Genomic DNA, 25,628 nt, shown 5'->3' on the forward strand with positions numbered 1-25,628 from the left:
CCGCAACCGATGAGACGCGCCCGCCGCACCCTGGCCGCGACCGTCACCCTGGCGGTCGCGAGCACCACGCTGACCGGCTGCTTCGAGGAGCCATCGCCGCACGACGCGGTGCGTGACTTCCTCGTGGGCTGGCAGACCGAGGACTACGAGCTGGCCGCCGGCCGCACCGACGGCGATCCGGCGACCGTGCGCAAGGCGCTGGCCGACACCAAGCTGGAGCTCGACGCGGCCTCGTTCCGCTTCAAGATCACCAGCCTGGGCGTCGAGGGCGAGGAGTCCAAGGCCAACTTCCACGCCGAGGTCGACCTGGGCGAGAACAACCCCCTGTGGGAATACGACGGGGTGCTGCCGCTGCACCTGGTCGACGGGATGTGGCGGGTGCGCTGGTCGCCGTCCGTGCTGCATCCGCAGCTCAAGCAGGGCCAGCGCTTCGCGGTCGACACCGAGCCCAACGCGCGCATGCCGGTCGTCGACAAGGCCGGCGACCCGCTGCAGAGCGACACCGTCCTCTACGTCGCCGGCGTCTACCCGGCCAAGCTGGGCGACCGGGCAGAAGAGGTCGTCGCGCGGCTGTCCGAGGTCACCGGCTACGCCCAGGACCGGCTGCTCAGCCGGGTCAGGTCGTCGCCGCCCGAGAAGTTCGTGCAACTGGTGACGTTCGGGCGCTCGCGCTACCAGTCGATGCAGCCGAAGCTCGACGCCATCGCCGGGATCGAGGTCCAGCCGCAGGACCAGCCGGTCAACCCCGATCCGCCCCGGCAGATCGTGGGCAGCGTGAGCGCGCTCACCCCCGAGACCGAGCAGAAGCTGGGAGGCCCGCAGCGGGCCGGCGACTCGGTCGGCAAGAGCGGGCTGCAGCAGGCCTACCAGGACTACCTGACCGGCTCGACCGAGACCAAGGTCGTCATCCTCGACCTCAAGACCGGCAAGGAGGTCGCCCAGCTCAAGGAGTGGCCCGGCCGCCAGAACGTCTCGGTGAAGACCACGATCGACCGGGCCGCGCAGCGGGCGGCCGAACAGGCGGTGGCCGACACCGAGACGAGCGCGCTGGTCGCGGTGCAGCGCAACACGGGCGAGATCCTCGCGGTCGGCACCAAGGGCCTGCACCAGGAGCGCGATGCGCTGGCGGGCAAGTTCCCGGCCGGCACGGCGTTCTCCATCGTGGCCGCCGACGCGCTGTTCAAGGCCGGCGTCAGCCCCAAGCAGCGGCTGGCCTGCCCGCAGGAGCGCACGGTGGGCGGGGCCAAGTTCGTGCACGTCGGCCAGACCACGGGGGTCACGACGTCGGCCACGTTCCAGGAACACTTCGCCAAGGGCTGCGTGACCGCGCTGGCCTCCCTGGCCCGCCGCGTCTCGGCCGGCGACCTCGACCGCAGCGCTCAGGGCTTCGGCATCGGGCAGCCGTGGCGGCTGCCGCTGAAGTCGTTCAGCGGGGCCCGTCCCGCGCTGTCCAGCGACGCCGACAAGGCCAAGGCCATCGCGGGCCAGAACGTCCAGGTGAGCCCGCTCAGCATGGCCCTGGTGGCGGCCACGGTCGCCTCGGGCACCTGGCGGCCGCCCGTGCTGGTGACCGAGCCCAAGACGGCCGACCCGGCAGCCGAGCCGGCGCCGGCCACCCAGCCCGCGCCGATCCCGATGGACCCGAAGGTCCGCGCGACGCTGACGGCGATGATGCGGGCCGGCGCCGCCGGCACCCCCGCCCAGGCGGGCAAGGGCAAGGTCTACGGGGTCACGGCGTCCGCCGGCGACCAGCAGACCTGGTTCGTCGGCTGGCAGGGCGACGTGGCCCTCGCGGTGCTGGCGAAGAACTACAACGCCGGGGCCGTCGCGGGCAGCTTCTTCGCGGGCCTCGGCAGCTCTTCGTGAATTAGTCGCTACGCGGAGCAACCATTCGCGGGCCCGGTTGCGTCTTACCTGATGACTGGGCCCGCTCGGGGGGTTGCGGTCCCAGTCGCCGTGATGAGACAGGACTTCATCTCGGGGGAAGTCCTGCCGTCCGGACCGGCTCGACCCTGCCGGTCGGCCCCCGGGAGCGTGTGCCTCTGCGCCGCGCTCCCGGGGGTTTCGCCGTTCGGAATTAAGTTGGCGTTGAGGGCGTTGTCCGCTGTAGATTCATGTTGCTCGTCGTTGGGACTTCGGTCCCAGGGCGTGTTGACAACTGCACAGGGGGTGACTGGCTTCGACTTTGGCCTTGCAAGCCAGGTGAAGCGGGCCGAGGACTGCGGACATAACCTCGTTAATCCTGTGACCGCAAACAACAAGTGCCAATTCCAAGAGCACTGTGGCTGCCAGGGACTCCCTGGCGCTCGCTGCCTAAGTAGCGAAACCACTGTCAGCCCGGGAGTGCCTTCGGCCCGGTGTCTGGCATCGTTAGAAGGCTCAACCGTTCGACCCGGCCACGGGGAAGATCGGGAAATCTAACAGTGGCTGAGCCCGTCGGCGACTCGCCTGCGTGATCGCCGGGGCTGAGAAAAGCACAGCAGGCTGCGCCCGGAGAATCCCTGACTTGGGGTTGAAGGACGCGGGTTCGATTCCCGCCACCTCCACCATCACAGACCGTCTCTTACCTGCGGAAACATCGCAGGAAAGGGGCGGTTTCGTGTTTGTTGGGGCACGCACCTGTCGGAACAGGACCTTCCTCACGAGGGTGATTCTCGCGCCCATGCGTTCGGCATGCGCTCCGTCCCCAGACTGGAGCCGTTCACCGTTCCTCCCGCTTCCAGCGGACGCCGAACCATGGAGAGGCCATGACAGCGATCGTGCCCGAGCACAATCTCGACGAGATCGTCGCCCAGATCCGCGCCGAGGAGTCGGCCGCGGACTTCGACACGTCCGAAGCCGCGTTCAGCGAGTTGGCCGGGGTGTCCCCGGAGGACCTGCAGCAGTTCCTGGAGGAGAAGGTCGGGCTGTCGCCCGACGAGGGCATCCAGGGCAGCTTCACCGGCATCATCGTCACCGCCGGGGTGCACTGCTAGATGGTCCCGCAGTCAGGGGCTGACGAGCTCCTGCGCGCCCGGACGCTGGGTTTTCACATCCCGCGTCCGGGTCGGCGTAGCGCGCCCCGCCAGACGCAGCAGTTCGACCACCGCGGCGCGGAGCTTGCCCCGGTGTTCACGGCGCTGGGCATCGATCCGGATCGGGTGGTCCGGGTCAGCCGGCGCGTCTCGCGGCGGCTCGTGCTGATGGTCGAACTCGCCGACGGAAGCGCCCAGCTCCTGAAGTGGCCGGACACCGACACCGAGCACGACCACGACTACGAGTACGTGATGCTGAGCCTGATCGACCGGCTCGATCTGCCGGCCAGGACCCGGGCCGCGCTGCCGCGCCTGCTCGCCGCCGACCCCCGGAGCGGGACCATCGCCCTGGACGTGATGCGGGACTGCGTACGCCTGAGCGACGTGATCAGGGACACCCACGTGGTGGACACCGCGTACCTGGTCCATCTGGCCGCGGCGATGGCGGGGCTGCACCGCACGCCGATCGGGGAGGCGTACGCCGAGTACCCCGACTGGCTGCTGCGTCCGCCGGTGCCGAAGTCGACGATCCCCACGCCGCACGAGTTCGCCCATGGCTGCGGCATCGACTTCGACGCGTACCTGCGCACGATGCAGGAGCTCGGGCAGGACTTCCTGGAGATTCACGCCGGCTGGCGGCCGGACAGCCTGATCCACTTCGACCTGCGTGACGACAACGTCCTGCTGGCCCGGGACCCGGGGGCGTCCGCGCCCGTCCGCGTCATCGACTGGGAGGCCGCCGGGTTCGGCGACCCGTGCTTCGACCTCGGCACCGTGGTGGGCCAGTTCCTCGCCGCTGCTCTGCGCCGCCACGGTGACCCGGACGGACCCCGCGCGGCGCGGCACAACATCCGCGCCTTCCTGCGCGCCTACCGGCGGCTCGCCGAGCAGGAGCACGCGCACGAGGAGCGGATCTTCCGGTACGCGGGCATCCTCCTGCTGGTCCAGGCGGTGAGCCGGTTGCAGCTCCTGGGCGCCCTCGGCCGGATCGGCCACCTCTGCCTGCTGTACGGCAAGCAGCTCATCCGAAATCCCGCCCCGGAGGCCATCCTGCGATGACGGACGAGCCGGACAACCCCTATCTCCGCTTTTTTCGTGAGATCGCGGAGGAAGTGGTGATCAAGGACGCCTTCACCTTCACCCACCCGCGGTTCGGAATCTTGGAGCCGCCACGCGACATGGCCGCAGGGGACGGTCATCCGGTGGTCACCTACCTGGCGAAGCTCATCTATCTGTCGTACTACGCGGGGGACGACGCGGCCGCGCGGATCCTCATGGACGGCGGCAAGGCCGTCGCCACCATCCCCGACTACGAGGACTACGCCTTCAGCGAGCAGCTGCACGGCCACAACGCCGGACGCGGGCATTTCACCCCCGGCTGGCGGATCACCGGGCACGACGAGCAGGGCTTCCTGGTGCACGCGGACGGCATCACGCTTCGCGCCACCCCGCAGGAGCTGGTCGCGACCGGACCGGACGGTGAGCTGACGGTGGGCGCGCCGGTGTCGGTGCGGTTCCCGCCGAGCATGCGGTACGCCCTGCTCGGCTGGTACCTGGCCATCGGCGATCAGGGTGTCGCCGAACGCGAGGACGGGCTGGTCCGCGTCTACTTCAGCCTGGACGGGCACTCCGGCGCCCCCGTCCTGATGAAGGCGGTCACCTCGACGCTCAACACGCTGGAGATCCCTTTCCAGTTCAAGATGGCCAACCACCCGGCCGCCTACGCCCGGCGCGACGCCGGAGTGCTCTTCCTGAGCTCGGAGGCGTGGTCGCGGCACCGGACGACCCTGCTGGAGATGTGCGCGCAGGCGCGCGCCGTCCTGCGCGACGACTATCCGAGGCTGGCGCTGCCGCTGGCGTTCGGGGTCTCCTTCGCCGTCGAGCCCCAGGTGCCCGGACGCCTGCTGAGCTTCGGCGAACACCGCTGCCTGCTCGTCGCCGAGGCGCTGGTCGAGGCGCACGAGCGGGGGGTGGGTGACGCGGTCGGCCGGCTGGCCGCCATCCGCGACCGCTACGAGCGCGAGGGGCTGAGTGTGGAGACGCCGTACGCCGAGCCGGTGCCGGTGTCGGTGTCGGTGCCGGTGCCGTGAGCGGGATGACCGACGCGGCCGGCCGGACGGCCGGTCGCGCGGAAAGCGGGACAACCGACGCCGTCGGCCGGACGGCCGGGCCCGCGGAAAGCGGCACCGGCCGCACGGCCGTCGGAGGTCTCGTGCGCAGCGGCACCGGCCGCACGCCCCCGGCCGTCGGAGGTCTCGTGCGGAGCATGGACGGGCCGTTCGTGCTCCGGGTCTGCGTGCGCGCCCCGTCCGGTTACCGCTGGGCGGAACAGGACAAGCAGCGCAACCCGCGCTACCTGGACGCGCGCGGGCTCGGCGCGCTGCGCGCCGTGCTGCCCCAGGACGCCGCCGTGCTCGCCGCCGTCCCCACGCTCTCCGCCTCCGGCCTGGCCACGTGGCCCACGTTGCCCACCCCCGCGCTGCTCTGCGACCGGGCGTACGGTGCCGCGCGCGGCGACCTCGAACGCGTCTGCCGGGCACTGGGCGGCTTTCTCGCCCTGCTGCACGCCGCGCCGCCGGCCGACCTGCCGCGCCGGTCCGCCCCGGCCTGGCTGCCCGAGGGATCGCAGGCGGCCAGGGAGGTCGAGGCCGTACGGCGTCGGCTGAAGGGCGGACGGCTCGCCCGCGCCGCGGCGGGCGTCACCCCGTTCAGCGGTGACCCCGTGGTCGTGCACGGCCGGTTCTCGACAGGCGTGTGCGCCGACACCGACCGGCCGGCGGTGCTCGGCTGGCGGGAGGCGGGGCTCGGCGACCCCCTGCGTGATCTGGCCTTCTTCCTGGCCGAGCTGGTCGAAGCGGCCGCGCTCGTCGAGCTGGCGGACGATCCGGCGGCGGTGGCGTTCCTCGACGGGTACGGCGCGGTGCCCGATGCCGATCGGCTGGTGGGTCTCGTCGCCGATCGGTTGCTGGAGCACTGCGCCCAGAGCACGCTGTGGCGGCCCGCGGGTCAGGCCGCCGGGGGTGGCCCGGACGGTGGGCTGGACGTGGCGCTGCCGCGGCTGGAGGCGTACTGGCGGCGGTTCGCGACGGCGGTGACGGCGTGACCCGGCCTTCGACCGAGCCCCAGGCCGACCCTGAGCCCCAGCCTGAGCCCCAGCCTGAGCCCCAGCCTGAGCCCCAGCGCCAGCCCGAGCCCGAGGCCGACGCTGAGCCCCAGCCCCGACCGGAGCCAGAGGCAGACGCCGAGGCTGGGAGCCGCCTCGACCTGAGCGGGGTGCGGCTGCTGGTCTGCGTGTCCGGCTCGGTCGCGGCGCTGGCGGTGCCGCACATCCTGCTCTGGCTGACGGGCCGGCTCGGGCTGGGACGGATCAGGGTGTTGCTGACGCCGATGGCGCTGCGGCTGGTCACCAAGGACTCGTTCCGGCGGGTCGTCGGCTGCGAGGTGATGTGCGACTGGGACGACCTCCCCCTGGAGGATCGCTCCCACGTGTCCGTCGCCCGGTGGGCGCAGGTGGCCCTGGTGCTGCCGGCCACCGCCGACCTGGTCGGCAAGCTCGCCCACGGCATCGCGGACGACCTCGTCAGCTCCACGCTCATGGCCGTGTCGTGCCCCACCGTCGTCGTGCCCTCCACCAGCGAGACGACCTGGAACAAACCGGTCATGCGGCGCAACATCGCGCAACTCAGAGCCGACGGCCTCGAAGTGGTGGAGCCGCGGACGGGCCACTCGCTCGCCACCGACGCGGACGAGAAGGGCTCGATGGGCGACTACCTGCCGCCGCTGATCGCCGCTCTGGCCGCCGCCGCAAGCAGTGAGAACAGGAGGAAGCTTTGACCCTGACGCCCGACGTGACGCTGCGTCGTGTCCCCGAACTGCTCGTCGAGGTGGAGAGCTCCCATCGGGTGCGGGTCCACCACGACCGGCGGATCTGGGAGTTCGGCCCGCACGCGCTGTCTCTCCTCGACGTGTTCTACGAGCCCGTGACCGTCGCCGAGGCCCTCCGGCGGCTTCGGCCGCGGCTCAAGGGCAGGCGCGCCGTCGACGAGCTGCTCACGACGCTCACCACCATGGCCGGGGCCGGACTGCTCACCCCCGACCCGGCCGAGGGCCACTCGGAGCTGATGTTCCCCATCGGCGGGTACGGACAGACGTACCTGGACATCACGATGCTCGACGACCCGGTCCGCAAGACACAGTTCCTCAAGGCCATCGACGAGGTGGTCGGCCCGGACGATGTGGTCCTCGACCTCGGCACCGGCTGCGGCGTCCTGGCCGTCGCGGCGGCCCGCGCCGGCGCCAGGCACGTGTACGCGGTCGAGCCCGCGCGCACCGGCGACATCGCCGCCCGCGTGGTCGAGCGCAACGGCTTCGCCGACCGGGTCACGATTGTGCGCGGCTGGTCCACCACCACCGAACTGCCCGAGAAGGCGACCGTCCTGACCACCGACATCATCGGCAACGACGGCCTGGACATGGTCATCTGGGAGAACCTCCAGGACGCGCGGCGGCGCCTGCTCACCGACGACGCCCGCCTGATCCCCGGCTCGCTGCGCGCCAAGATCTACCTCGCCCACATGCCGGACGGCTTCCGCTCCCGGCACCGGATCCTGCCCGCGCACATCGTGCGCTGGCAGCGCCGCTACGGCATCGACTTCTCGCCGATGCTGGAGGGCAACCTCTCCCGTTCCGCGGGCTTCTACGAACGCCCCGAGCACGTGCGGGAGTGGGAGCCGCTCTCGGAGCCCGTGCCCCTGTTCACGGTCGACCTGCACCAGGACGTACGGCACTTCGAGAACGAGGTGAGCGTGCCCGTCACCAGGGCGGGCCTGTTCAACACCGCGCTCGTCTACTTCGAGGCGCAACTCGGTCCCACCACCGTGCTCTCCACAGCTCCCTGGGACGGCGGCGAGAAGAGCCACTGGTACTGCGCCGGCTGGGCCTTCCCCGAGGAGCGCAAGGTCGCGCCCGGCGACCTGATCACGCTGAGCTACCGGTACGAGGGCGACGGCCGGGCGCGGGTCGAACTCGTCCAGCCAGAACTCGTCCCGACAGAGGGGGAATGATGAAGCTTCGTACCCACGTGCCCAAGGTCGACGGCCATGGCGTGCACCGGGAGATCACCGCCGAAGAGACCTGGTCGCGCGTGGAGCCGCATCTCCTGCGGGCGGGCGTCACCCGGGTCGCCGACATCACCTGGCTGGACCGGATCGGCATCCCCGTCTACAACGCGATCTCCCCGCGCTCCAACGACATCATCTCCGTCTACAACGGCAAGGGCATGACCCCGTTGCAGGCCAAGACCTCGGCCGTGATGGAGGCCATGGAGCGCTTCTCCGCGTGGCTGCCCCGCATGCCCGCCGTCATCGCCTCGTACCGGGAACTGCGCGCCGAGGGGCGGAGCGTGATGCACCCCGCCGAGTACCTGCTGGAACTGGCCCCGCACTACTCCGACGACCTGCCCTTCTCCTGGGCGCAGGGCCACGACCTGCTCTCCGGCGAACCGGTCCTGGTTCCCCAGGACGCGGCCGGCTACGTGGCCAAGTACCACGAGGCGCCCTGCTACCGCATCACCACCACCAATGGGCTCGCCTCCGGCAACAGCCTGGAGGAAGCGGTGTGCCACGCGCTGTGCGAGGTGATCGAGCGTGACGCCATCACCATCTCCGAGTTGCTGAGCACGAAGCTCGGCCGGGTGCTGGAGGGTGACGACCGCGCGGAGCACACGTCCGCGATCACCGGCTGGCTCAAGGAGCAGCACCCGCACGTGGACATCGACACGCTGCCGCCGCGAGCCAAGGAGCTGGTCGCCCGCGTCCGCGAGGCACGGCTGGAGATGCGGGTCGTCCAGCTGACCAACGACATCGGCGTGCCGACCTTCGCGGCGGCGACCACCGAGGCGCTGACGGCCGCTTCGGCGCACAACCACGCCGGATTCGGCACCCACCCTGACGCCGAGGTCGCGATCGTGCGGGCGATCAGCGAGTGCGCCCAGGGACGCGCGGTGGACATCCAGGCCATGCGGGAGGACATCTCGCTGCCGGGCACGAAGGTGCCCAAGCACATGCTGCACGTACACCGGTCGGCGACCGTGGACGCGAACGGCTGGCTCTGGAAGCCGGCGAACAAGATCCTCGACGCCCGGGAGATCCCCTCCTTCCGGCACGGGGACGTGATGGACGACGTGCGCTTCATGCTCGACCGCCTCCGGGCGATCGGGATGACCCGGGCCATCGTGGTCGATCTGTCCCCGCCGCAGATCCCGGTCTCCGTGGTCCGGCTGCTGGTGCCCGGGCTGGAGTCCTGGGGCGTCGATCACAGCAGGCTCGGCCGCCGGGCCGCCACCGCGTGGAACCGTTCCGTCCGTACGGCCGCCGAGCTCGACCGCCGCCTGTCCCTCGCCGAGGCGGGCTGACCGCCATGACCCCCACGACCCCCACGACCCCCACGACCGCCATGACCCCTATGACCGCAGAAAGGAATGCCATGCGCGCAGCGGTCTTTCTCGGGCCGAGCCTGAGCCCGGCCCTCGCGTCGAAGGAGCTCGACGCGGAGTACCTGCCGCCGATCCAGCGCGGCGACATCGACGCCCTGCTGAGCCGGCCTGAGCCGCCCGAGGTGATCGGCATCGTGGACGGCCGGTTCCTGTCGTCGCTGTCGATCTCGCCGAAGGAGGTTCTCTCCGCCGTCGACCAGGGCGTACGCGTCTATGGATCGTCCAGCATGGGCGCTCTGCGCGCCGTGGAGTGCGCTCCCTGGGGCATGATCGGCGTCGGCAGGATCTACGAGGCGTACGCGTCCGGGGCCGTGGACGCGGACGACGAGGTGGCGATCGTCTACGACGAGGAGACCGGGACGGCCGTGTCCGATCCCATGATCAATCTTCGGTTCGCCGTCGAAGCGGCGGTGGAACGCGGGCTGGTCACGGCCGGGACGGGAGCGGTCTTCGTCGACGCGGCCAAGCAGCTGTACTTCCCCGACCGCACCGCGCGCAACGTGTTGCGGGTCGTCGAGCCCGCTCTGCCCGCCGGCGAGCACGAGGCGCTCACCCGGTTCTTCGCCACCGAGGCGCCCGACACCAAGGCCGACGACGCCCGGCTGCTGCTCGGCGCGATCAGGGAGTACCTGGGATGAGCGACCGTCCCGCGACGCGGCACGACCGGCTCGCCCGCTTCCGTGCCGACGGATTCCTCTTCCCCGTCGACCTGCTGGAGCGTGAGGAGGCGCGGGAGTACGCCACCGCGCTGCGGACCTATCGCGAGATCACCCGGCGGGCCGGCGGGCTGCTGCGGCAGCGCTGGAACTATCCCAAGATCCACCTGCTCACGCGATGGGCCGACGCGCTGGTGCACCACGAGGCGGCGGTGGATCTCGCCGAGAGCCTGATCGGCCCCGATCTCCTGGTGTGGTCCACCAACATCTTTGAGCGGCCCGAGCACAGCCCTGCCCGCCTGGCCTGGCACCAGGACGCCCCGTACTACGGATGGGAGGGCTTCGAGGGCCGCGCGATCCGGGTCTGGATCGCTCTCACCCCCACGAGCAGGGCGAACGGCACGATGGTGTACTGCCGCGGATCGCACGCGGGCGGGCTGGTGCCGCACGGCTTCACCGGCTCCTCCGTGAACGATCTCCTCCAGGGCGAGCGGGCCGACTACGAGATCGCGCGGGAGGACGTGCTCAGCGTGGACCTCGAACCCGGGCAGTGCGCCGTGCACACCCCCGCGACCGTCCACAGCTCGGGACCCAGCACGGGCGAGACGGAGCGGCTCTGCTTCGCCGTCGACTACATCGACCCCGCCGTGCGGCCCGTCCATGGCGCCGACAGCGCCCTGCTGGTGCGTGGCGAGGACCGTCACGGGTACTACCTTCCCGAGCAGCGCCCTGCCGCGGACTTCGCCCCTGAGGCGCTGCGCGGCTTTCGCGCCGCGGTGAGGATGCGGGACGCCCGGCTGGTCGCGGTCATGCGCGAAGCTCACGCCGGGCGGGCCGGGTGACCGGCTGGCAGGTCGTGGTCAAGGGCGGCTTCCGCACTACCGGGACAGGGCTCGCGCCTCCGTGGGCGGCGCGCGACCTGATGAGGCTGCCACCCGCGACGGATCCCGTCGAGCGGTGGTTCCCCGCCGTCATCGACCAGGGGGAACGCCCGTTGTGCACCTCCGCGGTGGTCACCGCCATGGCCTCCTACTACGCCAGACGGGCCGAGGGACGGGAGTTCGAGCCCTCGGTGCTCTTCAACTACCGCCTCTCCCGTGGGCTCGGCGGGGATCCCGACCGCGACGGCTCGCACATCCTCTTCAGCCTCGCCGCCTGGGCGCGCTACGGCCTGGCTGACGAGGCGAGCTGGCCGTTGGACCCGAGCCGGGTCAACGAGGACCCGCCCGAGGAGGCGTACCCGCCGAGCGCGCCGCGGCTGCAGTTCCGGCGGCTCGCCGCTGACGCGGGGGACGCCGGCGCGGGTGGCGCGGGTCGGCGGGAAAGGCTCATCACACTGCTGAAGGAGCCGCTCGCGGTGGGCGTTCCCGTCGTCTTCGAGGTCACGCTGCATCTCTCGACGACCAGGTCGTTCGCCGACGGGATCTTTCCGGTCCCGCGCGCCGGGGAGGCGCTCCTCGGTGCGCACGTGCTGCTGCTCGTCGGCTATGACGACCATCGGCCGTGCGGGCCCGGGCTCACCGGCGCGTTCCGGGTGCGCAACAGCTGGGGGCCGGGGTGGGGAGACGACGGCTACGGGTGGCTGCCGTACGCGTTCGTCCGTCAAAGGCCGGTCCGCGACAGCTGGCTGGCGATCGAGCCGGGCTGGACGGCCGCGCCTCCCGGCGTATCGGCCGATGATCGGGTACCGGCGTCGAGCGGGTCGGTTCCCCTGTCGCCGGCGGGTCACAACCGGTCAGCGCACCGTGAGAGGGTCCCGCTTCGGCCAGATGACGCTCCGCGCGCCGGCGTCGTCGCGGTCCAGGACGGCGCGGTGCAGCCGGTTCAGCTCCTCGCTCGGCTCCACCCCCAGCTCCTTGGCCAGGATGTCACGCAGCTCACGGTAGGTGCGCAGGGCCTTCTCGACGTCCCCGGAGCGGTGGAAGGCGTAGATCAGCTGCGCCCAGGCGCCCTCCCGGTAGGGGTGGTCGGCCAGCAGGGCCCTCAGCTCGGGAATGACGAGCCGGTGCTCCCCACGCTGCAGCCGGACCGCGATCAGGTCCTCGTGCGTGATCAACCGCAGGTCGTTGAACGCGTCGAGCTGGGCGAGCAGCCGGCCGGATCCGGCGGTGTCGCAACCGCCGGCCGGGCCGTGCCAGAGCTCCAGGGCCATCTTCAGCAGGTGGATGGCTGACTCGGGGTTGTCGTCGCGCCGCATGGTCTGCGCGCGGGCGATCAGCCGGAGGAAGACGTCGGCGTCCAGCTCCATCTCCCCGACGCGCAGGAGGTACGCGCCGCCTCCGCCCTGTTCGCCGCTCCCTTTCCGCGACTCCAGCCGGATCCGCGACGGGTCTGCCGCGTTGAGGCAACGACGCAGGCGGGAAGCGTACGTGCGCAGGTTGGAACGGTATCCGGCCGGCGGCTCGTCCCAGAGCAGCCCGGCCAGCGTGGTGTGGGCCACGAACCTGTTGGGCCGCAGCAGCAGGGCGGCCAGCAGACCGCGTACCCGATGCTCGGAAAGCTGTTCTTCTGCCGTCTTCCGCGCGGCTTCCCCCTGGGTCAGCACGCCGACGGGGCCCAGGATCGTGAAGATCACGGTGTGACTCACGCGGGCGTCGCGGGCCGGCGCGGAGATCCGATCGATGAAGCCTTCGTCGTCAGGAGACACCTCTGTCTTTGTCGGCATTCCCGTTGCTCCGGCCGGGATCGCGACGGATGCGCGATGCGCCCCCACACCGGTGTTCCTGCGAGAATATGGTCGCCCACCCGGGCGCACTATCCGAAGAACGTCCGTGCGCGTTCGCTTGCCGGACACCTTGTGGTGCCGAGGGGTGTGGCGGCTGGGGGACAATAGGTCACAGAACTGCCACTCCGTAACCAAATATTGCTGTACGTGTGCTTAGGTGTTCCCCTGACAAGTCGTGTGCGGAGTGGGGTTGAAGGGTGTCAAGGTACGACTGGCGTCACTCGGTGTTCGCACCGGTGGTGGGCCTGCTGGTGTCCGCCGTCCTGATGGTGGCGGGAGCGGTCGAAGCGCTGCTGGAGTTCGTGGGCGCCACCACGGCCCCGGCGGCGGCGGAGCTCGTGGTCACACTCGTCATCGCGGTGTTCCTGATCACGGTGCTCAGGATCGCGAGGGCCGTACCGGACATCCGGCGGGAGGATGAGGCGACCGAGCGGGCCAGGACCAACATCGGGTCGGTGAAGCCGAACGAGGACACGCTGGTGGCCCGGCGGCTCAAGCTCTTCAAGGAGGCGGCCGAGGCCGGGAACGACTGCGAGTCCGTGCTGAGCGCCCGCTCGGCGCTGGACGAGAGCGAGATGACCAACAAGCATCATCTCGATCACGCGCTCATCTGGGCCCTGCCGGTGTTCGGGTTCATCGGCACCGCGCTGACCATGGCCGCGATGGTGAGCTCGTTCTCCAACGCTCTCGACAGCCGCGGCGACCCCGGCGTGCTGATCACCGCGCTCAAGCAGCACGTGCTGCCCGAGCTGGCGTCGGCGTTCGGCGTCACCATGATCGCGCTGTTCCTGAGCGTGCTCGCGTTCGGGTCGATGGCTCTGGTCGAGCGGGCCGAGCGGGCCGCGGTGATGGAGGCCGACGAGGTCTTCCTGATCTACATCGCGCGCCTGCCCGCCAAGCAGACCGGTCCCGCGCTGCAGGGGCTGACGCGCGAGCTGTCCCACATCCAGGGGCTCGCCCGCGAGATGGGCAACATGCAGGGGCTCACCCAGGAGCTGGCGCTGTCCAGGGGCGGCACCGAGGAACTGATCAAGGGCATGGACGCGCTGCGTACGGCGGTCGAGCGGCTGAGCGCCGCCGAGACCCGGCCGCAGAAGTACACGCTGGTGAGGGAACCGTGAGGAGGCGGCCGCCCAGGGCGTTCGCGCCGCCGCTCGACCTGCGCTTCATCGACCTGTTCATGGCCATCGTGCTCGCGCTGTCGTTCGTGGCGATCATGCTCACCGTGGTGGCCCGCATGCTGCCCACGGAGAACGCCACGCCGCCCGCCCGCGATCAGAAGACCGTGGCGCAGCTCGAACGGGAGCTCGACGCCGCCGTCCAGGCCCAGCGTCAGGCTGAGACCGAGCTGCGCACCACGCGCGAGCAGATCGCCGAGCAGAACGCCTTCGCCCTGCCGTGGTGGCTGATCGGGTTCTGCGCCCTGCTCGGCGTGCTGACCGTGTTCATGAACTGGCGGGTCCGGCTGTGGAACAACGGCAACCTGCCCCGGCTGCGCAGCTGGCTGCTGGTCACCCTGGTGGTGGCGGTGGTCACGGTGGTGATCAGGTCGCTGAGCGACGGCCAGGGGTATCTGCTGCTCGCCGAGATCCCCTGGTGGGCGGCCGACATCCTGTGTCTCGGGCTGATGCTGGTCGCGCACGTGCTGATCTCCGACATCCGGGACCGGCACGCCGTGCTGGGCGCCATCAGGAAGCGGACGACACGCGAGCCGGTGCCCGAGCGTCGCTGAGGTGCGTACTCGGCGGGGGGCCGGCGGGGAGCCGGCGGTGCTCAGTGGGCGCAGCCGGCGTACTCGTCGAGGCGGCGCAGCATCGCCACCAGCATGAGCGGGAACATCACCACGTGCGAGACGGTCATGAGGACGCCGCCGTCGATGATCCCCAGCCACAGCATGGGGAAGAGCGGCACGATCGGCGCGAACATGATCCCGCACATCTCCAGCGTCGGCGCCCAGCCGTGCCCGCGCCACCGCATCCACGCGGCCATGCCCACGGACATGTCGAACGCCATCGCGAGGTACCAGAGCTCCGGCTGCTCGACGTGGGAGACGCCGAGGCCGACGGCGGACCTGAGCATGCCGAGCGCGAACATCCCGACGAACATCGCGATGATCATCTCGACGTAGTGGAGGGCGAATCTGCCCCAGCGGCGGCCTGACTTGGGGGTGGTCGTCGTCGTCATGCTCCGACTGTGGCCGGAGCACGCCGGGGAGGCCAAGGAAGGAGGCTGAGGAGGTCCGTAAACTTGGGATCCACGTCCTTCGGACCTACAGTCGGGGTCATGGAGCCGAGACGGGTCGTGGTGGTGGCGTACGAGGCGGCGGAGTTACTGGAGGTCGCCTCCGTCAGCACGACGCTGGAGAGCGCCAACTGGCACGGCGCCCAGCCCTACTACGAATACCGCGTGGCGACCCCCGGCGGCCACCCCGTCACCACCGCGACGGCGCTGACCCTGCACGCCCAGCTCGCCCTCGAACGCGTCACAGGGCCGCTCGACACGCTCGTGGTGGCGGGCGGGATCGGCCACGAGGACGCCGCCGCCAACCCGCTGATCGTCGGTCACGTGCGCCGGCTGGCCCGCGAGAGCCGGCGCGTGGCCTCCGTCTGCACGGGTTCGTTCGTCCTGGCCGCGGCCGGCCTGCTCGACGGGCGGCGCACCACCACCCACTGGGACCAGGCGCAGCGGATGGCCGCCAGCTACCCCGACGTGATCGTCGACCCCGACCCGATCTTCATCAGGGACGGCAACGTCGCCACCTCGGCCGGCATCACCGCCGCGCTCGATCTCACCCTGGCCTTCATCGAGGAGGACAACGGCACCGAACTGGCCAGGACCGTCGCCCGCAACCTGGTCACCTACCTGCAGCGGCCCGGCAACCAGGCGCAGATGAGCATGTTCGTCGACGCGCCGTCCCCGGCCAACAGCCTGGTCAAGCGGACCATCGACTACATCTCCGCGCACCTGCGCGACGACCTCACCACCCCCGCGCTGGCGGCCGAGGCGGGCGTCAGCGAGCGGCACCTGACCCGGCTGTTCCTCAAGCACCTCGGGCTGACGCCGGGCCGCTACGTCAGGCAGGCCCGTACCGAGGCCGCCGCCCATCTGCTGGCCTCCACATCGCTGCCGATGGCGGCGGTGGCGGTGCGCTGCGGGTTCGGCACGGCGGAGACGCTGCGGCAGGCGTTCATCGACCGGTACGGCATCCCGCCCTCCCGCTACCGCCTGGCCCAGGCACCCGCAGTCGGATGATTCCGGCTCATCACCTCGAATCTGGCTAATGTGTCTGCGATGAACGGAGACCGGGTCATAGGCGGGTACGCGCTGCGGCGCCTGCTCGGCCAGGGCGGCATGGGCGAGGTGCACCTCGCCGCCACGCCCACCGGTGGCCTGGCCGCGGTCAAGCTCATCCACCCGGCGCTGGCCCGCGACCCGGCGTTCAGGCGGCGCTTCGAACGGGAGGTGGCGGCGGCCCGGCGGGTGGCCAGATTCTGCACCGCGCCGGTGCTCGACGCCGGGATCGACGGGGACGTCGCCTACCTGGTCACCGAGTACGTCAAGGGTCCCGACCTGGCCCAGGCCGTCCGCGACCAGGGGCCCCTGTCGGGCGGCAACCTGGAGGCGCTGGCCGTCGGCATCGCGACCGCGCTGAGCGCCATCCACGGGGCCGGGGTGATCCACCGCGACCTCAAGCCCTCCAACGTGCTGCTCTCGCCGCTCGGGCCCCGGGTGATCGACTTCGGCATCGCGCAGATCGTCGACCAGGCCAGCCTGGCCAGCCAGTCCATCCTCGGGACGCCCGCGTTCATGGCGCCCGAGCAGGTGCGCGGCGACCCGCTCACCCCCGCCGCCGACGTGTTCGCGTGGGGCGGGGTGATCGCGTACGCCGGGACCGGGCGGCTGCCGTTCGGGGGCGGGGCGCCTGGGGAGGTGCTGTACCGGATCGCGCACGCCCAGCCGCGACTGGACGGGCTGGACGACGGCATCCGGGGGGTGGTGGAACGCACCCTGGCCAAGGACGCGCGGGTGCGGCCTACGGCGCAGCAGCTGCTGGGGGAGCTGGTGGGAGGGACGCGGCTGGCGGCGGCGACGGAGGTGGTGGAACGCACGTGGACGGAGTCGATCACATCCGACGTCCGTCCCCCAGCCGCCTCGGGACCGTCTGGGGCTGGGAGTGCTCATGTCGGCCCGCGACCGCCCGCCGACCCGCGAGCGGCCGGGGCTGGTGCGTCCGGGATCGCCGGGTCGGGGCCTGCTGAGGGCGGGACCGCTGTGCTTGGCGCGGGGGCCGGGCGGCTTGGTGGTGCTGAGGGTGGCGGGGCGGGTGCCGGTCGTGGGGATGTGGGCGAGGCGCCGGGGCGGAGGCGGTGGTTGCCGTGGGCCGTCGGGGCGGGTGCGCTGCTGGTCACCGCCGTCGTCGTCGCCGTGAACATTCCGGGCCTCACCCAGCAGACCTGGCCGTACGAGGCGGGTTTCGAGTCCTGGGACACCGGCGCGTCCGAGGGCGGTGACGCTCGCCTGGACGGCTCCGGCTACCGGCTCACCGTCAAGCCGGGCTGGCGCCTGTGGAAGTCGGCGCCCGTGCGCGAGCCGGCGAACGGGGTGATCGTCAGCGCGAAGGCCACCCTGGAGCAGGGCACGGGTGAGTACGGCGTGTGGTGCCACGGCGCGGCCGGCTCGGGCGATCGCTACGAGTTCGGGGTGAGCGGCGAGGGCAAGGTCACGATCGTCAAGCGCCGTTCCGGTGCCGAGGCCAAGGTCCTTTACGGCCCCACGAACACGCCGAAGACGGCCACCAACCGGGTCGTCGCGGAATGCGGCCGGAGCGGGGGCAAGGTGACGCTGCGGATGTGGCTGAACGAGACCCTGGTCGGCGAGGCATCCGACACCGACGACCCCCACGGCTCCGGCGAGACAGGCGTCTACGCGGCCCCATCGGCCCAACAGCCCACCACCCCCGGCTCAGGCATCCAGGGCAGCCCACATCCCGGCGGCACGAAGTCTGTCGGTCCGCGGTTCGTTGACACCGGATCCGGCGGTACGGGGTTCGGCGTCGTGCGGTCTGGTGGTGCTGCGTTCGGTGGTGTGAGGTCCGGGGGGATCGGGTTCGGTGGTGCGGAGTCCGCTGCCGTGCGGTCGGGTGTCGTGCGGGCCGGTGGGGCCGGGGTGGGGGTCGGTGTTGAGGCCATACAGGTGCGGTTCGAGTCCTTCGCCGTCAGACCGGTGACCGGCACGTGAGGTCGCAGGTTCGGTTCGGGGTGCTGGGGCCGTTGCGGATCGACGGGGGTCAGGCTCCGGGCCCCGCCAAGCATCGGACGCTGCTGGCCGCGTTGTTGCTGTCGGCGCGGGAGCAGGTGCCGGTTGATCGGCTGATGTCCGTGGTCTGGGACGACCGGCCGCCGGCGTCGGCGGAGTCGGTGTTACGGGTGTACGTGAGCGCCCTGCGCAAGGTCGTGGACGGGATCCGTACCGTGCCGGGCGGTTACCTGCTCGACGTGGAGCGGGACGACGTGGACTGTCACCGGTTCGAGCGCATGGTCGGCGAGGCCAGGCGGGCGCGGGCCGAGGGCCGGGTGGCGCAGGCGGCCGGTGGGTTCGGGGCGGCGCTGGGGCTGTGGCGGGGGCAGGCGCTGGCGGACGTGGAGTCGTCGGTGCTGCGCCGGACGTACGGCGTACCGCTGGAGGAGTTGCGTCTGACCGCTCTGGAGGAGCGGGTGGAGCTGGACCTGCGGCTGGGCCGGGGCGCCGAGGTGGTCGGCGAGTTGCGGGCGCTGGTCGGGGCGCATCCGCTGCGTGAGCGTGCCTGGGTACGCCTCATTGAGGCGCTGCACCAGGCCGGGCGCAGGTCTGAGGCGCTCTCCGCCTACCAGGACGCGCGCCGGACGCTGGTGGAGGAGCTGGGGCTGGAGCCCGGCGCCGAGCTGGTCGCCGCCCATCAGCGCGTGCTGAACGACGCCCTGGACGCGGGCACGGGCCTGCCCCGCCCAGGAGGAGGTCCTGCCCTGGGTGGCGGTCCTGGGGTGGAGCAGGGGCCCTGGGGTGGCGATTCCGGTGTGGGGAGGGGCCGATGGGGCGGAGATCTCCGTGGCGCGGGGCAGCCGGGCGGTGACCTTGGTGGCGTGGAGCCCAGGGGTGGTTCGGGTGCGGGGCGGGGGCCGCGAGGGGTGGGGCGGGAGGTGGTGGTCAATGAGTTGCCGCCGGATATATCCGACTTCGCCGGGCGGGAGCCGGTGCTCGGGTGGATCGCGGCGATGGCGGGGGAGCAGGCCGCCGCACCCGTGCACCTGGTCCTGCACGGCCCGCCCGGCTGCGGGAAGTCCGCCGTCGCCGTGCACGCCGCCACCGCGCTCGACCTCCCCGACGGCCGCCTCTACGCCTCGCTCGGCGCCAGGCCGCCCAGTGCCGTGCTGGAAGACCTGCTGCGCTCACTCGGCTGCCCCGACGGCGCGGTGCCGCCCGCCCTCGACGATCGGGTACGGCTCTACCGCAGCACGACGGCCCGCAGGCGGCTGCTCGTGCTGCTGGACGACGCCGCCGACGAGGCCCAGGTGCGGCCGCTGCTGCCCACGGGGCCGGGCAGTCTCACCCTGGTGACCAGCCGGTCGCCGCTGGCCGGGCTGGAGGCGGCGCGGGCGTACGAGCTGGGCCTGCTCGACGAGGACGAGGCCGTGGCGATGCTCGCGGGCGTGGCCGGGCACGAGCGGGTCGGCGCGGAGCCCGAGGCGGCGCTGCGCATCGTCCGGCTCTGCGGCCACCTGCCCCTGGCCCTGCGCATCGCCGGGTCCCGGCTGGCCAGGCGGCCCGGGTGGACGCTCGACCACCTGGCGGGGCGGCTCGGGGACGAGCGGCGCAGGCTCGACGAGCTCAGCGCCGGAGACCTGGCCGTACGGGGCAGCCTCGCGCTCGGCTACCGCGGCCTGCCGGATCAGGAGCGGCGGCTGCTGCGCAGGCTGGGCGCGCTGTCCGCTCCCGACTTCGCGCCCTGGGTGTTCGGGGCGGACCTTGAGCCGCTGGCGGAGGCCGGGCTGCTGCAGTCGCGCGGGCTGGACGAGGCCGGTCAGGAGCGGTTCGGCTGGCACGACCTGACCCGCCTCTATGCCGCCGAACGCCTGTCCGAGGAGGACGGCGGCCCGGCCGGCGTGCTCGCCGCCGTGGCCGGTGAGATCCTCGAACGCGCCCGTCAGGCCAGAGCCTCCCTCCTCCCGGCCGAACCCGGCACCGGCCGCACCGAGGTCCACCCGCCCGGTTCCTCCACGGTCTTCTTCGAAGAGGCGAGTCTGGCGACGGGGTGGTTGCGGCAGGAGGCGCGGTGGCTGAGCGCCGAGCGCCGGTTCCTGGCCGCCTGCGTCGGCGACTTCTACCGAGCCGGTCTGTACGAGGCCGCGTGGCGGCTGGCCTTCTACCTGACCCCGCTGTTCGAGCTGGGCGCCCACCACGACGACTGGCACGCGACGACGGCCACCGGGCTGGACGCGGCCAGGGCGGCGGGCCACCGCCACGGCGAGGCCCTGCTGCTGCGCGGCCTGGCGGACCTGCACCGGGCGGAGGGCCGTACGGACGCGGCCGCCGCCGCGCTCCGGGCGGCCCAGCCGCTGGTGGAGGGTCTGGAACTGGCCAGGATCACGCTCCGCCTCGGCTTGGTGCAGGCACAGGCGGCCGACCCCCAAGGCAGGCCCGGAGGCGGGCGCGAGGGCGGGTCCGGAGGCGGATCCGAAAGGGGGTCCGGAGGCGCGGCCGAAGGTGGGCTCGCCGACGTGGGCGAACAGCGGCGTGCGGGCCGGGTCAGGGAGGCTGAGCGGGCGTTCGTACGGGCGCTGCGGGTCTTCGAGGAGGCCGGTGATCGGCGCGGGCGGGCGGACACCCTGCGCGCGTTGGGCGCCCTGCGCCAGGACGAGGACGCGCTGCGCCGGAGCCTGGCCGCCTACCAGGAGCTGGGCGACCCGAGAGGCGAGGCCGAGGCGCTGCTGGATCTGGCCAGACTGCAGCTGGCCGCCGGCCGGCCCGACGTGGCCCGCGACTGTGTCGAGCGGCGGCTGAGCGTCAATCGCCGCCTCGGCGACCGGCTGCCGGAGGCGGTGGCGCTGCTCGTTCTGGCCGAGATCGAGGCGGCGCGCGGCGACGGGCGGGCCGCGACGGAGGCGGCGCGGTCGGCGGTGGAGACGTTCACCGCGTACGGCGACCGCAGGAACGCCGCCAGAGCCCTGCTGGCCCTCGCCCGAGCCGAGCTGCAGGCAGGCGAGCCAGATGCCGCTGTTGTGACACTTACCCGCACTATGGGAGAGTTTGCCGGTATCGGTGACGAGCAGGGCAGAGCCGAGGCGGAACGCCTCGCACAGGAAGCCCGCAGGCGGCCTGATCAGCATATTTAGCGGACTATGCGGATCCTGAAGGTCGCCTCTCTAGGGTGAGAGTCACATCCCAAATCCACGAAGGTGACCACATCATGCGAAAGACGATCGCACTGGCTTTCGCGGCCGCCGCACTGGCCGGTTGCGGCGTGATCCCGGGCCAGCAGGGCGCGGGCGGCGAGGAGAGGCAGCCGGAAACCGCTCCGGCTGCCGCGTCCGAGCAGAGTGCCGCCCCCGAGCAGGGCGCCGCGACGGAGACGACACCCGCGCAGAGCGCGCCGCCCCAGGACACCAAGGTGATCGCCACCCGCGAGGTCAGCACCGGCGCGAGCGGCACGCACGGCAAGGCCCGGGTGGACATCACCGCGCTCACCCGCCAGGGCAGGACCGTCAGCCTCAACTGGACGGTCACCGGCATCGACGGCAAGGTCAACGTGCACAACGGCCTGGGCGGCGGCGGGCTCGACTTCACCGTCTCCGGCGTCTCCCTGATCGACCCGGTCAACGCCAAGCGCTACCGCGTGGCCCGCAACGGCACCGGCGAAGGCGCGGAGTGCGTCTGCTCGGGGACGCAGGGCCAGTTCCTGGAGCCGGAGGAGTCGTCCACGCTGTACGCGGTGTTCGCCGCCCCGCCCGCGGACGTCACCAAGGTCAACATCGAGATGCCGATGATCGGCGTGTTCACCGATGTTCCGATCTCTTAGCGTCGCGCTGGCGCTCCTGCTGTCCCCGCCGCCGCCGCCCAGCCCGCCCCCGGACGCCACCGGGGCCGTCGAGGACCTCGTGTTCCCCATCGAGGACATCGTCGGCGAGGTCGAGTCGATGGACGGCACCGAGAGCGAGACCAAGCAGGGCCGGCAGGTACGGGTGGCCGTGACCAGCGACGTGCTGTTCGCGCTGGACAAGTGGCAGCTCACCGGCAAGGCCAGGCAGCGGCTGGAGAAGGTGGCCGAGAAGGTCGAGGCCGAGGGCGCCGGCGGAGTGGTCACGATCGAGGGGCACACCGACGACCAGGGGACCGACGCCTACAACCGCACGCTGTCCGAGCGGCGGGCGCAGTCCGTGCGGCAGGCCATGAGCGGGCAGCTGACGAACGCGGGCGTGACGCTGGAGTCGCGCGGGTTCGGCGAGAGCCGCCCCAAGCTGCCCAACCTGATCGGGGGCAAGCCCGTCGAGAAGAACCGGGCCAAGAACCGGCGCGTCGAGATCGTCTTCACCGCCAAGCAATGACCACTCGGAGGCGGATCACCCGGCCGTAGTCGCCCGCCGTACGTCAGCCCTGCAGCCGGCCCAGCCGTACGTTGACCGTCTCCTTGGCCCCGTCCGCCCGGATCAGCCCGACCCGGGCCTGATCGCCCGGCTTGAGCGTGGTGATGGTCTCGGCCAGGGCCGCCATCGTCGGCGTCTCCTTGCCATTGATCGAGACGATCACGTCACCGGCGCGGATCCCGGCCCGCTCGGCGCCGCCGCCCCGTTCGACCGAGGCCACCCCGACGCCGCTCGGCTGCCCGTCCGAGCCGATCACCGTGCTGCCGCGGATGCCGAGCGCGGCCCGGTGGCTGTCGGTGACCTTGCCCTTCTCGACGATCTGGCGGGCGATGTCGGTGGCGGTGTTGCTCGGGATCGCGAAGCCGATGCCGGGCGCGGCCCCGCCGCCCAGGTCGGGGTCCGTGGCCGCGAGCGTCGGGATGCCGATCACGTGGCCCGACAGGTCCACGAGGGCGCCGCCGCTGTTGCCGGGGTTGATCGCGGCCGAGGTCTGGATGGCCCCGGCGATGGTGGCGCCGGGCGAGCCGGGGTTCTGCGGCTCGGTGACCGTACGGCCGAGCGCGGAGACGATGCCGTTCGTCACGCTGCCCGACAAGCCCAGCGGGTTGCCCATCGCCAGCACGATCTGCCCCACCCGAAGTTTCGACGAGTCGCCGAACCTGGCCGGCTTCAGCCCGTCGGGCCGGTCCACCTTGATCACCGCGAGGTCCCCGGCGGGGAACGACTTCACCAGCCTGGCCGGCCGGGGCGCGCCGCCGGTGGCGATGGTGACGTTCATCTGTGTGGCCTGCCCGACCACGTGGGCGTTCGTGATGATGTGTCCCTGGGCGTCGAACACGATGCCCGAGCCGAGCCCGACCTTCGTGTTGATCTGCACGATGGACGGCAGCGCCTCCGCGATGACCCGCTCGTACGCCGCCTCCAGGGTCTGCGGCGACGCGGACGCCGTCGGAGATGCCGAAGGCGTCGCGGAGGTGGGGGCCGCGGTCGGCGAGGCCGTTCGCGTGGTCGAGGGGGGAGGGCCGCAACCGGTCAGCAGTACGGCGGCGGCGACCAGTCCGGCGGCGATCTCCCTCATGGCAGCTCACTGCCCAGCTCAGCTGGAAAGATACGTTTCCCGGACGTTCCGTCTGCTCAGCTTGCCGGTCGGCGTACGGGGCAGCGTCTCCCGGTACTCGATCAGCCGCGGGTGCTTCAACCTGGCCAGCCGGGGCGCACAGTGCCGCAGCAGCTCGGCCGTGAGCTCCTCGCCGCCGCGGACCCCGGCCGTCGGCTGGACGAGCGCCACCACCTTGTGCCCCCACTCGGGGTCCGGCACGCCGATCACGGCCACGTCGGCCACCGAGGGGTGTTCGAGCAGCGCCGCCTCGATCTCGGCCGGGTAGATGTTGACCCCGCCGGAGATGATCAGGTCGGTCCGCCGGTCCAGCAGGAACAGGTAGCCGTCGTCGTCGAGGTAGCCGATGTCGCCCGGCGTGTAGTCCCGCCCGCGCATGGCCGAGGCCGTCTTGTCCGGGTCGCCGTGGTACTCGAAGCGGTTGATCCCGCCGATGTAGACCAGTCCGGGCTGCCCTGGGGCCGCCTCCTCGCCATCGTCGCCGACGATCGTGAACGACATGCCGTCCAGCGCCCTGCCGACCGTCCCCGGCCGCTCCAGCCACTCCTGGGAGGACACCATGGTCGCCACGGCCGCCTCCGTGGAGCCGTAGTACTCCCACACCACGGGCCCCAGCCAGTCGATCATCGCCTGCTTGGTGGCCGGCGGGCAGGGCGCGGCGCCGTGGTAGAGGTGGGTGAGGGACGACAGGTCGTACGACTCCCGGTCCGGCACCGCCAGCATCCGGTGGAACATCGTCGGCACCATGAACGCGTTCGTCACCCGATGCCGCTGGATCAGCTCCAGCGCGGCGGCCGCCTCGAACCGCTCGGGCGCCACGATCGAGTGCCCGAACTGCAGCGCCATCATGGCCTGTCCGTACGGCGCCGAGTGGTAGAGCTGCGAGCACACCAGGTGCACGCCGCCCATCGGCAGCCCGAAGTGCCGCCAGCTCTTGCGCATCAGGATCGGGTACAGCTCCTCCGGCGTCAGGTCCAGCAGCCGCCGCCGTACCCCCTTGGGCCGGCCGGTGGTGCCGGAGGTGTAGAGCATCATCGATCCGGCCCGCCGGTGGCCGGGCGGGGTGCTGGGCCGGCCCTCGACGAGCTCGGCGACCGTGAGGGCGTCCGGCGCGATCACCACCTGGGCGCCGCAGTCGGCGACGATGTAGTCGATCTCCTCGGCTGTGAAGTGCCAGTTGACGGGTACGAGATAGACGCCGATCTGGTACGTCGCCAGCATCATGGTCAGGGCGTCGGCCCCGTTCTTCAACACGGTCACGACGCTGTCGCCGGGGCGGACTCCGCGCGAGGTCAGGCCGCCCGCGGCCTGGTTGACCCGGTCGAGCAGCGCTCCGTAGGTCATGCCCGCGTCGCCGAGGAGGGCAGGGCGTTCCGGGTCTTCGGCCGCGATCTCGTAGAAACCCCTCATGTTCGCAGACCTTACAGAATTAGATTCTGCAGGGGGAATAGAGGAATTATCCCGCTCCGTGGTGACGTAATCTCAAGGCCATGGCGGACGACGGCGAGCGCAGACGAACCTACGATTCACCCACCACCCCGTTCCGCAAGATCGTCGTGCCCGAGGAGCAGCAGGCCGAGCAGACGATCAGGATCTCCCGGCCGCCGGCGGCCGGCGCGTCCGCCCCGGTGAAGCCGCAGACCCCGCCCCAGAGCCCGCCGTCCGCGCCGTCCACCCCCGACCAGACCGCTCCGAAGCAGTCAGGCCCGAAGCAGTCAGGCCCCAAGCCGGCCACCCCGAAACCGGCCGCTCCCAAGCCCGCGGCTCCCAAGCCGGTCGCTCCGAAGCAGTCGGGTCCGAAGCCGGTGCCCCCGAAGCAGTCCGGCCCGAACCCCACCGCGCCGCCCAAGCCGACACCTACCCCGGCTCCGCCGCGCCAGGGCCCGCCGCCGTCCTCGGGCGCGAGCCCGGCACAGGCGCCGAGCCGAGCGCCGGGCCCGTCTCAAGGACCAGGACCCGCGCAAGGCCCGGGTCAAGGACCAGGCCAGGGGTCAGGACCGGGTCAG

22 protein-coding genes, 1 other RNA gene and 1 pseudogene are annotated in these 25,628 nt (G+C 71.8%); 19 read left to right on the top strand and 5 right to left on the bottom strand.

Annotated features, from left to right (window positions below; translation table 11 throughout):
* Positions 1–9 precede the first annotated feature (9 nt).
* The 12 genes and pseudogenes from AB0C28_RS19935 to AB0C28_RS19990 all read left to right on the top strand — a co-directional run.
* A complete protein-coding gene (locus AB0C28_RS19935; protein WP_357847036.1) occupies positions 10–1,866 on the top strand; it encodes a penicillin-binding transpeptidase domain-containing protein in 1,857 nt (618 codons plus the stop codon).
* 299 nt (positions 1,867–2,165) lie between these two features.
* Positions 2,166–2,549, top strand: a transfer-messenger RNA (tmRNA) gene (gene ssrA, locus AB0C28_RS19940).
* A 198-nt stretch (positions 2,550–2,747) separates the two neighbouring features.
* Complete coding sequence (gene tvaA / locus AB0C28_RS19945) at positions 2,748–2,975, top strand: thioviridamide family RiPP peptide (RefSeq protein WP_357847034.1); 228 nt, start codon at positions 2,748–2,750, stop codon at positions 2,973–2,975.
* A gap of 132 nt (positions 2,976–3,107) precedes the next feature.
* Positions 3,108–4,073: a phosphotransferase gene (locus AB0C28_RS19950; RefSeq protein ID WP_358076217.1), complete on the top strand. Its 966-nt coding sequence runs from the start codon at positions 3,108–3,110 to the stop codon at positions 4,071–4,073.
* A complete protein-coding gene (locus tag AB0C28_RS19955; RefSeq protein ID WP_358076220.1) occupies positions 4,070–5,104 on the top strand; it encodes a T3SS effector HopA1 family protein in 1,035 nt (344 codons plus the stop codon). Before AB0C28_RS19950 ends, AB0C28_RS19955 begins: the two co-directional genes overlap by 4 nt.
* A 5-nt stretch (positions 5,105–5,109) precedes the next feature.
* A complete protein-coding gene (locus AB0C28_RS19960; protein WP_358076223.1) occupies positions 5,110–6,117 on the top strand; it encodes a phosphotransferase in 1,008 nt (335 codons plus the stop codon).
* Positions 6,114–6,848: a flavoprotein gene (locus AB0C28_RS19965; RefSeq protein WP_358076226.1), complete on the top strand. Its 735-nt coding sequence runs from the start codon at positions 6,114–6,116 to the stop codon at positions 6,846–6,848. The genes AB0C28_RS19960 and AB0C28_RS19965 overlap by 4 nt, the downstream gene beginning before the upstream one ends.
* Positions 6,845–8,077, top strand: a complete 1,233-nt coding sequence (locus AB0C28_RS19970; protein WP_357847026.1) for a 50S ribosomal protein L11 methyltransferase — start codon at positions 6,845–6,847, stop codon at positions 8,075–8,077. Before AB0C28_RS19965 ends, AB0C28_RS19970 begins: the two co-directional genes overlap by 4 nt.
* A complete protein-coding gene (locus AB0C28_RS19975; RefSeq protein WP_358076229.1) occupies positions 8,074–9,426 on the top strand; it encodes a YcaO-like family protein in 1,353 nt (450 codons plus the stop codon). The genes AB0C28_RS19970 and AB0C28_RS19975 overlap by 4 nt, the downstream gene beginning before the upstream one ends.
* A 71-nt stretch (positions 9,427–9,497) precedes the next feature.
* On the top strand, positions 9,498–10,145 hold the full coding sequence (locus tag AB0C28_RS19980; protein WP_357847022.1) for a TfuA-like protein: 648 nt from the start codon (positions 9,498–9,500) through the stop codon (positions 10,143–10,145).
* Positions 10,142–11,005: a phytanoyl-CoA dioxygenase family protein gene (locus tag AB0C28_RS19985; RefSeq protein WP_357847020.1), complete on the top strand. Its 864-nt coding sequence runs from the start codon at positions 10,142–10,144 to the stop codon at positions 11,003–11,005. Before AB0C28_RS19980 ends, AB0C28_RS19985 begins: the two co-directional genes overlap by 4 nt.
* A gap of 179 nt (positions 11,006–11,184) precedes the next feature.
* Positions 11,185–11,733 (top strand): annotated as a pseudogene (locus AB0C28_RS19990) (hypothetical protein); the annotation flags it as partial.
* Between the two features lie 165 nt (positions 11,734–11,898).
* Here the strand turns inward: AB0C28_RS19990 and AB0C28_RS19995 are convergent.
* The gene (locus AB0C28_RS19995; RefSeq protein ID WP_358076231.1) at positions 11,899–12,828 is read right to left on the bottom strand and encodes an AfsR/SARP family transcriptional regulator; all 930 of its coding nucleotides are present in this window, start codon (positions 12,826–12,828) and stop codon (positions 11,899–11,901) included.
* A 284-nt stretch (positions 12,829–13,112) separates the two neighbouring features.
* On the opposite strand from AB0C28_RS19995, the gene AB0C28_RS20000 reads away from it, so the two are divergent.
* Positions 13,113–14,009, top strand: coding sequence for a hypothetical protein (locus AB0C28_RS20000; RefSeq protein WP_357847015.1), 897 nt, complete (start codon positions 13,113–13,115; stop codon positions 14,007–14,009).
* On the top strand, positions 14,006–14,620 hold the full coding sequence (locus AB0C28_RS20005) for a hypothetical protein (protein WP_357847013.1): 615 nt from the start codon (positions 14,006–14,008) through the stop codon (positions 14,618–14,620). The genes AB0C28_RS20000 and AB0C28_RS20005 overlap by 4 nt, the downstream gene beginning before the upstream one ends.
* Before the next feature lie 41 nt (positions 14,621–14,661).
* On the opposite strand, the gene AB0C28_RS20010 is transcribed toward AB0C28_RS20005, so the two are convergent.
* Positions 14,662–15,072, bottom strand: coding sequence for a hypothetical protein (locus AB0C28_RS20010; protein WP_357847011.1), 411 nt, complete (start codon positions 15,070–15,072; stop codon positions 14,662–14,664).
* A gap of 99 nt (positions 15,073–15,171) precedes the next feature.
* On the opposite strand from AB0C28_RS20010, the gene AB0C28_RS20015 reads away from it, so the two are divergent.
* The 5 genes from AB0C28_RS20015 (at position 15,172) to AB0C28_RS20035 (ending at position 22,466) form a co-directional block, all read left to right on the top strand.
* Entirely contained in the window at positions 15,172–16,140 is a 969-nt protein-coding gene (locus AB0C28_RS20015) for a GlxA family transcriptional regulator (protein ID WP_357847009.1), read from the top strand.
* Positions 16,141–16,179: 39 nt separating this feature from the next.
* Entirely contained in the window at positions 16,180–18,126 is a 1,947-nt protein-coding gene (locus AB0C28_RS20020; protein WP_358076234.1) for a serine/threonine-protein kinase, read from the top strand.
* Entirely contained in the window at positions 18,123–21,257 is a 3,135-nt protein-coding gene (locus AB0C28_RS20025; RefSeq protein WP_358076237.1) for a BTAD domain-containing putative transcriptional regulator, read from the top strand. The genes AB0C28_RS20020 and AB0C28_RS20025 overlap by 4 nt, the downstream gene beginning before the upstream one ends.
* 74 nt (positions 21,258–21,331) lie before the next feature.
* Positions 21,332–21,940 (top strand): hypothetical protein, encoded by a 609-nt coding sequence (locus AB0C28_RS20030; RefSeq protein WP_358076240.1) that lies wholly within the window; start codon positions 21,332–21,334, stop codon positions 21,938–21,940.
* The gene (locus AB0C28_RS20035; RefSeq protein ID WP_358076243.1) at positions 21,924–22,466 is read left to right on the top strand and encodes an OmpA family protein; all 543 of its coding nucleotides are present in this window, start codon (positions 21,924–21,926) and stop codon (positions 22,464–22,466) included. Before AB0C28_RS20030 ends, AB0C28_RS20035 begins: the two co-directional genes overlap by 17 nt.
* 43 nt (positions 22,467–22,509) lie before the next feature.
* On the opposite strand, the gene AB0C28_RS20040 is transcribed toward AB0C28_RS20035, so the two are convergent.
* From AB0C28_RS20040 to AB0C28_RS20050, 3 genes are all read right to left on the bottom strand, one after another.
* Complete coding sequence (locus tag AB0C28_RS20040) at positions 22,510–23,583, bottom strand: trypsin-like peptidase domain-containing protein (RefSeq protein ID WP_357846999.1); 1,074 nt, start codon at positions 23,581–23,583, stop codon at positions 22,510–22,512.
* A gap of 18 nt (positions 23,584–23,601) precedes the next feature.
* The gene (locus AB0C28_RS20045) at positions 23,602–25,032 is read right to left on the bottom strand and encodes an AMP-binding protein (RefSeq protein WP_358076245.1); all 1,431 of its coding nucleotides are present in this window, start codon (positions 25,030–25,032) and stop codon (positions 23,602–23,604) included.
* Between the two features lie 109 nt (positions 25,033–25,141).
* A complete protein-coding gene (locus AB0C28_RS20050) occupies positions 25,142–25,471 on the bottom strand; it encodes a hypothetical protein (RefSeq protein ID WP_358076247.1) in 330 nt (109 codons plus the stop codon).
* Between the last annotated feature and the right edge of the window lie 157 nt (positions 25,472–25,628).

Origin of the sequence: Nonomuraea sp. NPDC048892 (assembly GCF_040649735.1) — a bacterium.
Taxonomy (GTDB): Bacteria; Actinomycetota; Actinomycetes; order Streptosporangiales; family Streptosporangiaceae; genus Nonomuraea; species Nonomuraea maheshkhaliensis.

Bases quoted from the DNA above. Each gene is read 5' to 3' on its own strand.
- AB0C28_RS19995 (WP_358076231.1), bottom strand. From the start codon at position 12,828: ATGCCGACAAAGACAGAGGTGTCTCCTGACGACGAAGGCTTCATCGAT.
- AB0C28_RS19980 (WP_357847022.1), top strand. From the start codon at position 9,498: ATGCGCGCAGCGGTCTTTCTCGGGCCGAGCCTGAGCCCGGCCCTCGCG.
- AB0C28_RS20020 (WP_358076234.1), top strand. From the start codon at position 16,180: ATGAACGGAGACCGGGTCATAGGCGGGTACGCGCTGCGGCGCCTGCTC.
- AB0C28_RS20040 (WP_357846999.1), bottom strand. From the start codon at position 23,583: ATGAGGGAGATCGCCGCCGGACTGGTCGCCGCCGCCGTACTGCTGACC.
- AB0C28_RS20045 (WP_358076245.1), bottom strand. From the start codon at position 25,032: ATGAGGGGTTTCTACGAGATCGCGGCCGAAGACCCGGAACGCCCTGCC.
- AB0C28_RS20010 (WP_357847011.1), bottom strand. From the start codon at position 15,072: ATGACGACGACGACCACCCCCAAGTCAGGCCGCCGCTGGGGCAGATTC.
- AB0C28_RS19985 (WP_357847020.1), top strand. From the start codon at position 10,142: ATGAGCGACCGTCCCGCGACGCGGCACGACCGGCTCGCCCGCTTCCGT.
- tvaA (WP_357847034.1), top strand. From the start codon at position 2,748: ATGACAGCGATCGTGCCCGAGCACAATCTCGACGAGATCGTCGCCCAG.
- AB0C28_RS19960 (WP_358076223.1), top strand. From the start codon at position 5,110: ATGACCGACGCGGCCGGCCGGACGGCCGGTCGCGCGGAAAGCGGGACA.
- AB0C28_RS19935 (WP_357847036.1), top strand. From the start codon at position 10: ATGAGACGCGCCCGCCGCACCCTGGCCGCGACCGTCACCCTGGCGGTC.
- AB0C28_RS20030 (WP_358076240.1), top strand. From the start codon at position 21,332: ATGCGAAAGACGATCGCACTGGCTTTCGCGGCCGCCGCACTGGCCGGT.
- AB0C28_RS19955 (WP_358076220.1), top strand. From the start codon at position 4,070: ATGACGGACGAGCCGGACAACCCCTATCTCCGCTTTTTTCGTGAGATC.
- AB0C28_RS19975 (WP_358076229.1), top strand. From the start codon at position 8,074: ATGATGAAGCTTCGTACCCACGTGCCCAAGGTCGACGGCCATGGCGTG.
- AB0C28_RS20015 (WP_357847009.1), top strand. From the start codon at position 15,172: ATGGAGCCGAGACGGGTCGTGGTGGTGGCGTACGAGGCGGCGGAGTTA.
- AB0C28_RS20035 (WP_358076243.1), top strand. From the start codon at position 21,924: ATGTTCCGATCTCTTAGCGTCGCGCTGGCGCTCCTGCTGTCCCCGCCG.